Genomic DNA, 5,410 nt, shown 5'->3' with positions numbered 1-5,410 from the left:
GGCGGTCATGCGTCTGTCGCCGAATCCGGTGCTGCGGTCGGTGGCGTGGGCGTATCTGTGGATCTTCCGCGGGACGCCGGTCTATGCCCTGCTCACCCTGCCCGCGCTGGCCCAGGCCGCGCGGCTGTGGCCGCCGCTGCTGTGGGTGCTGGCCGCCACCGATGTCGATGTGCAGGCCCGCATCGGGGAGCTGTGGGCCACCGCGACCCGCCTGGACCTCGACGTTCTCGAACGCCGCATCGCCGACCAGCGCCTGGAGTCGATGCTGGCCACCCTCACCACCACGATCCGGGTGCTGCGCTGACCCGGTAATCCTTGCGCGATCACTGATTTCAACCGGCGACGGCGGCCCGACCTGCGGCGCGCGGCGATGCCGCGGGCGGCGGGCCGACACCCGCGCGTGCGGAGGTGGTAGGAAAGTGACGTGTCCGAAACCGCCGAAACCCACACCCCCCGTGCCGTGTCGGAAGTCGTGGACCTGGTCAGCGCGCTGATCCGGTTCGACACCTCCAATACCGGCGAACTGGAGACCACCAAGGGCGAGCGCGAATGCGCGCAGTGGGTGGCCGAACAACTCGAGGCCGCCGGCTACGAGACCGAGTACGTCGAATCCGGTGCGCCGGGCCGGGGCAATGTGTTCGCGCGGTTGCGGGGCGCGGACTCCTCGCGCGGGGCGCTGATGATGCACGGGCATCTGGACGTGGTGCCCGCCGAGGCCGCGGACTGGAGTGTGCACCCGTTCTCCGGCGCGGTCCGCGACGGTTATGTGTGGGGTCGCGGCGCGGTCGACATGAAGGACATGGTCGGCATGATGCTGGCCGTGGCCCGCCAGTTCAAGATCGAGGGCACGGTGCCGCCCCGCGACATCGTGTGGGCGTTCGTGGCCGATGAGGAGAACGGCGGACGCTGGGGCTGCCAGTGGCTGGTCGAGAACCGCCCCGATCTGTTCGAGGGCGTCACCGAGGCGGTCGGGGAGGTCGGCGGGTTCTCGCTGACCGTACCGCGGCCCGATGGCGGCGAGCGGCGGCTGTATCTGGTGGAGACCGCGGAGAAGGGGCTGGGCTGGATGCGCCTGCGCGCCAAGGCGCGCGCCGGACACGGCTCGTTCCTGCACGACGACAACGCGGTGACGATCCTGTCCCAGGCGGTGGCCCGGCTGGGCACTCACACCTTCCCGCTGGTGGTGTCGGATTCGGTGGCCGAGTTCCTGGCCGCGGTGTCGGAGGAGTCGGGGCTCGAATTCGATCCCGCCGCACCGGGTATCGAGGATCAGCTGGCCAAGCTGGGCACGATCTCGCGCATCATCGGCGCGACGCTGCGCGACACCGCCAACCCGACCATGCTGCGCGCGGGCTACAAGGCCAATGTGATTCCCCAGACCGCCGAGGCCGTCGTCGACTGCCGGGTGGTGCCGGGACGCCAGGCCGAGTTCGAGCGGGAGGTCGACGCGCTGATCGGCCCGGATGTGGAGCGGGAGTGGATCACCAAGCTCGACTCGTATGAGACCACCTTCGACGGGCATCTGGTCGACGCCATGAACGACGCCATCCTGGCCCACGATCCGGCCGGGCGCACCGTGCCCTACATGCTGTCGGGCGGCACCGACGCGAAGGCGTTCGCCAAGCTCGGGATTCGCTGTTTCGGGTTCGCGCCGCTGCGGTTGCCGCCGGAACTGGACTTCACCGCGCTGTTCCACGGTGTCGACGAGCGGGTTCCGGTGGAGTCGCTCGAATTCGGCACCCGGGTGCTGGAACACTTCCTGTTGCACAGCTGACGATTCGAAAGGACTGCTCGTGCCCGACTATTCGTACGACCCGTACGCCGCGCTGCCCCAGGTGCCCGGCTTCACCGTCACCTCCGCCGATGTCACCGATGGTCAGCCCTTCGCCAACGACCAGGTGTCGGGGGTGTTCGGGTCGGGCGGCAAGGACATCTCGCCGCAACTGTCGTGGTCCGGATTCCCGCCGGAGACCAAGAGTTTCGCGGTCACCGTGTTCGATCCGGACGCCCCGACCGCCTCGGGCTTCTGGCACTGGGCAGTAGCCAATATTCCGGTCTCGGTGACCTCGCTGGCCACCGGCGCGGGCAGCGCGGGCGGCAGCCTGCCCGCCGGTGCGGTGCAGCTGCGCAATGACGGCGCGTTCGCCGGGTTCGTGGGCGCGTCCCCGCCGGCCGGGCACGGCTACCACCGGTACTTCATCACCGTGCACGCCGTGGATGTGGAGTCCCTCGACATCGACGCCAACGGCACCCCGGCCTACCTGGGCTTCAACCTGTTCTTCCACACTCTGGGGCGCGCGCAGATCGTGGCCACCTACGAGGAACCGGCCGAGTAGAGCGCGAAACCGTGGTGGGCCCGGACGATCCGTCCGGGCCCACTCGTCGTTTTCGCGGGGTGGACGGACCGCCGCGGATCGGGCGCTATCCGGTCGACTGTTCGGCCAGGCCACGCAATCCCGCCGCCAGGTCCTCGGCCGCGGGCGCGTGCTCGGGGTCGATGAGGTACTGGACCAGCAGGCCCGCGATGAGGGTTTGCAGCACCGCGCCGACCGCGGGGTCGCCGCCACCCAGGTCCTGTGACAGGCCCGCGCGCGCTTGTTCCTGCGCGGCACCGATTTCCGCGCGCAGGCCGGGGGAGTGCATGGCCTGGGCCATGGATTCGACATTGGCGGCCCAGATCACCCGGTCGCCGGTGAAGGAGTCGATCAGCCGCTGCCAGAAGGCGTTCAGGCGCGCGGGCGGCTCTCCGGCGCCGTCGGCGGGCAGGGAGTCGAGGATGTGGGAGACCGCGGCCGCGGTCGCCTCGAGCATGGCCTGGTTGAGCAGCCGGTCGCGGGTGCCGAAGTGGTAGTTGATCGCGGCCAGGTTGGCCCCGGACGCGGCCACGATGTCGCGCACGGTGGTGCGGGCGTAGCCGCGTTCGGCCAGGCAGTGTTTGGCGGCGGCCAGCAGGTCTTCTCGGGTTCCCACGCGGGTCAGCCTAACAGCGGGGTGAACGGTTGTTTGTAACGTCCGTTTCAAACAATTGTTTTGAACGTACGTATCAAACGTGTGTATGGTCGGTGGTGGCACGATCCCATCGCACGGAAGAACGAGTCCGATATGACCGCACGACCGTTGTCTCCCTTCGAATCCGGATACTTCGCCGCGGACACCCGGCTGGGCAGCGTGCCCATCGGCGGGATGCCGCTGTTCATCGGCTCGGTCGTGCGCGGCGAGGTCGACGAACGCATCCTGCGGCGGGTCCTGGGCGAACTCGCCGCCGGACATGTGCTGCTGCGCAGCCGCGTGGTCACCGCCGACGGCGCCGCGCGGTTCGTGGCCGACGATCCGGTGATGCCGCCACTGACCGTGCGCGCGGGTGGCGTGGACGAATACTGGGAGCTGGTGAACAGGACCCCGGACTGGGACGCGGGACTGTTCCAGGCGGTACTGCTGCGCGGGGTGCGCGAGAGCCGGATCGTGCTGGTCATCCACCACGGGATCAGTGACGGACGCTCGGCATTCGCACTGCTCGAGGAGATGTGGCAGCGCTACGCCGCGCACACGGCCGGTGTCGCACTGCCGCTGCATGATTCGGACCACGCGCTGCTCGGCGGGGTCGACGAGCTGCTGGCCGCGGTGGTCGGCGAGGCGGAGGTGGACGGGTTCCTGGCACACCTGGGCGAGGAGATCGCTGCGGCCGCACCGGCCGCGGCGCCGCGCACGATGCCCTGCGACGGGGACGGGATCGGGGACGCGGGCGGGCGATTGGCGTTGCGGCGCATCGAATTGTCCCCGCGCCAGACCGCGGAGCTGGTCGAGGTGGCGCGGGGGCGGGGAATCTCGGTCAACAGCGTGCTCGCGGGGGCGGCGTTGGCGGCGGTGCGCGGGGAAATCGCCGGGGACGGGCCAATTCCGTTGATGTGCGGGCATGCCGCGGATCTGCGGCCGGACCTGTCGCCGCCGCTGCCGGTGTCGACGGTGCTCAATTGCGCCTCGGGTGCGGGCACACCGGCGCTGGTGGATCGCGACGCCGATCCACTGGCGGTGGGCGCGGTCGTCGACGCCACCATGCGGGTGCTGCGCGAGAGCCGGTTCCCGGCATTGTTCCTGCGCGCCGCGCAGCGCCCGCTCGCACTGCCGGTGGCCGCGATGCTGTCGCAGCCGCCGGCGATCGCGTTGTCGAATATGGGCCGGCTGCCGGCGCATCCGATGCCCGAGGGGCTGAAGTTCGTGCGCGACGAGGTGTTCGCGATGGCGGCGGGCATGCCGCCGAAGATGACGATCTTCACCGTCGGCGGGCGGTTGACGGTGCAGGTCGAGTACGACACCGCCGAGCACAGTCACACCCGCATGGGCCGGGTGGCCGAGGCGATGAGTGATCAGCTCGCACGGGTCACCCCGGTGGCGGTGCGCGGTTGAGAACGACCGTGCGCGGTCGAGCGTGGCTGTGCGCGGTCGGGAACGGCTGTGGGCCCGGACATCACGTCCGGGCCCACATCGATTCCGGGGGTGCAGCGCCCCGGGATCAGCTCAGGTTGATGACGCCCTCGGGTGCGGGGGTCAGGTACAGCGCGGCGATCTCGGTGGCGTACTTGGCCGCGATCGGGTTGCGCTTGAGCTTGAGGGTCGGGGTGAGTTCGTCACCGCCGGGCTCCCAGCCCAGATCCAGGATGGTGAACCGCTTGATCGACTCGACGCGGTTGAGCTTGGCGTTGGCGGCGGTGATCGCGGTCTTGATCTCGGTGATGATCTCCGGGTGCGCGGCAAGGGTTTTCAGGTCGGCGTCGGGGATGCCCAGCGCCTTGGCCCGCACCACCGCGATATCGGGGTCGAGCACGATCAGCGCGGAGATGTAGGGCTTGGCGTCGCCGATCGCCACCACCTGACCGACCAGCGAGGACGCCGCCTTCACGGTGTTCTCGATATTGGTGGGAGACAGGTTCTTTCCCGCCTCGGTGATGATGAGTTCCTTCTTGCGGTCGACGATGGAGATGTAGCCGTCCCCGTCGATGGTGGCCACGTCGCCGGTGTGCAGCCAGCCGTCGGCGTCGATGGCCTCGGCGGTCTTGTCGGGCATCTTGCGGTAGCCGTGGGTGACGATGCCGCCGCGCAGCAGCAGCTCCCCGTCCTCGCCCAGGCGCACCTCGACCCCGCGCAGCGGGATGCCGACGGTGCCCGGCTTCGGTTTGGCCAGCGGGGTGTAGGTGCCCACGCCGCTGGTCTCGGACATGCCCCACACCTCGGTGACCGTGAAGCCCAGGCCCAGCAGGTATTCCAGGGTTTCCGGCGGGATGGCGGCCGCGCCGGAGGCGGCCACGCGCAGCTCGTCGAAGCCCAGGGCGTGGCGCAGCTTGGACAACACCAGCGCGTCGGCCAGCTTGTGCTGCACGTCGAGCAGGGCGCCGCGGCCGGTGCCGGCGAGATC

The 5,410-nt window shown here is 69.9% G+C and carries 5 protein-coding genes and 1 pseudogene; 4 read left to right on the top strand and 2 right to left on the bottom strand.

All coding sequences use genetic code 11. The features are described from left to right. The 3 genes and pseudogenes from ACWELJ_RS33040 to ACWELJ_RS33030 all read left to right on the top strand — a co-directional run. Positions 1–97, top strand: a pseudogene (locus tag ACWELJ_RS33040) (amino acid ABC transporter permease); the annotation flags it as partial. 327 nt (positions 98–424) lie between these two features. Further along, the gene (locus tag ACWELJ_RS33035) at positions 425–1,774 is read left to right on the top strand and encodes a M20/M25/M40 family metallo-hydrolase (RefSeq protein ID WP_452370000.1); all 1,350 of its coding nucleotides are present in this window, start codon (positions 425–427) and stop codon (positions 1,772–1,774) included. A 19-nt stretch (positions 1,775–1,793) separates the two neighbouring features. Continuing rightward, positions 1,794–2,336 (top strand): YbhB/YbcL family Raf kinase inhibitor-like protein, encoded by a 543-nt coding sequence (locus ACWELJ_RS33030; RefSeq protein WP_452369999.1) that lies wholly within the window; start codon positions 1,794–1,796, stop codon positions 2,334–2,336. A gap of 85 nt (positions 2,337–2,421) precedes the next feature. Here the strand turns inward: ACWELJ_RS33030 and ACWELJ_RS33025 are convergent, their stop codons facing one another. Next, entirely contained in the window at positions 2,422–2,970 is a 549-nt protein-coding gene (locus ACWELJ_RS33025) for a TetR/AcrR family transcriptional regulator (RefSeq protein ID WP_452369998.1), read from the bottom strand. A 132-nt stretch (positions 2,971–3,102) separates the two neighbouring features. Here ACWELJ_RS33025 and ACWELJ_RS33020 point away from each other — a divergent pair, with 132 nt between their 5' ends. Beyond that, the gene (locus ACWELJ_RS33020; protein WP_452369997.1) at positions 3,103–4,404 is read left to right on the top strand and encodes a phthiocerol/phthiodiolone dimycocerosyl transferase family protein; all 1,302 of its coding nucleotides are present in this window, start codon (positions 3,103–3,105) and stop codon (positions 4,402–4,404) included. Between the two features lie 106 nt (positions 4,405–4,510). Here ACWELJ_RS33020 and ACWELJ_RS33015 read toward each other — a convergent pair. Then, a partial coding sequence (locus tag ACWELJ_RS33015) for an AMP-dependent synthetase/ligase (RefSeq protein WP_452369996.1) occupies positions 4,511–5,410 on the bottom strand: 900 nt, incomplete at its 5' end.

It is taken from the genome of Nocardia sp. NPDC004582 (assembly GCF_053602115.1).
Note: the sequence above shows the minus strand (reverse complement) of the source record. Positions and strands in the feature narration are given on the sequence as shown.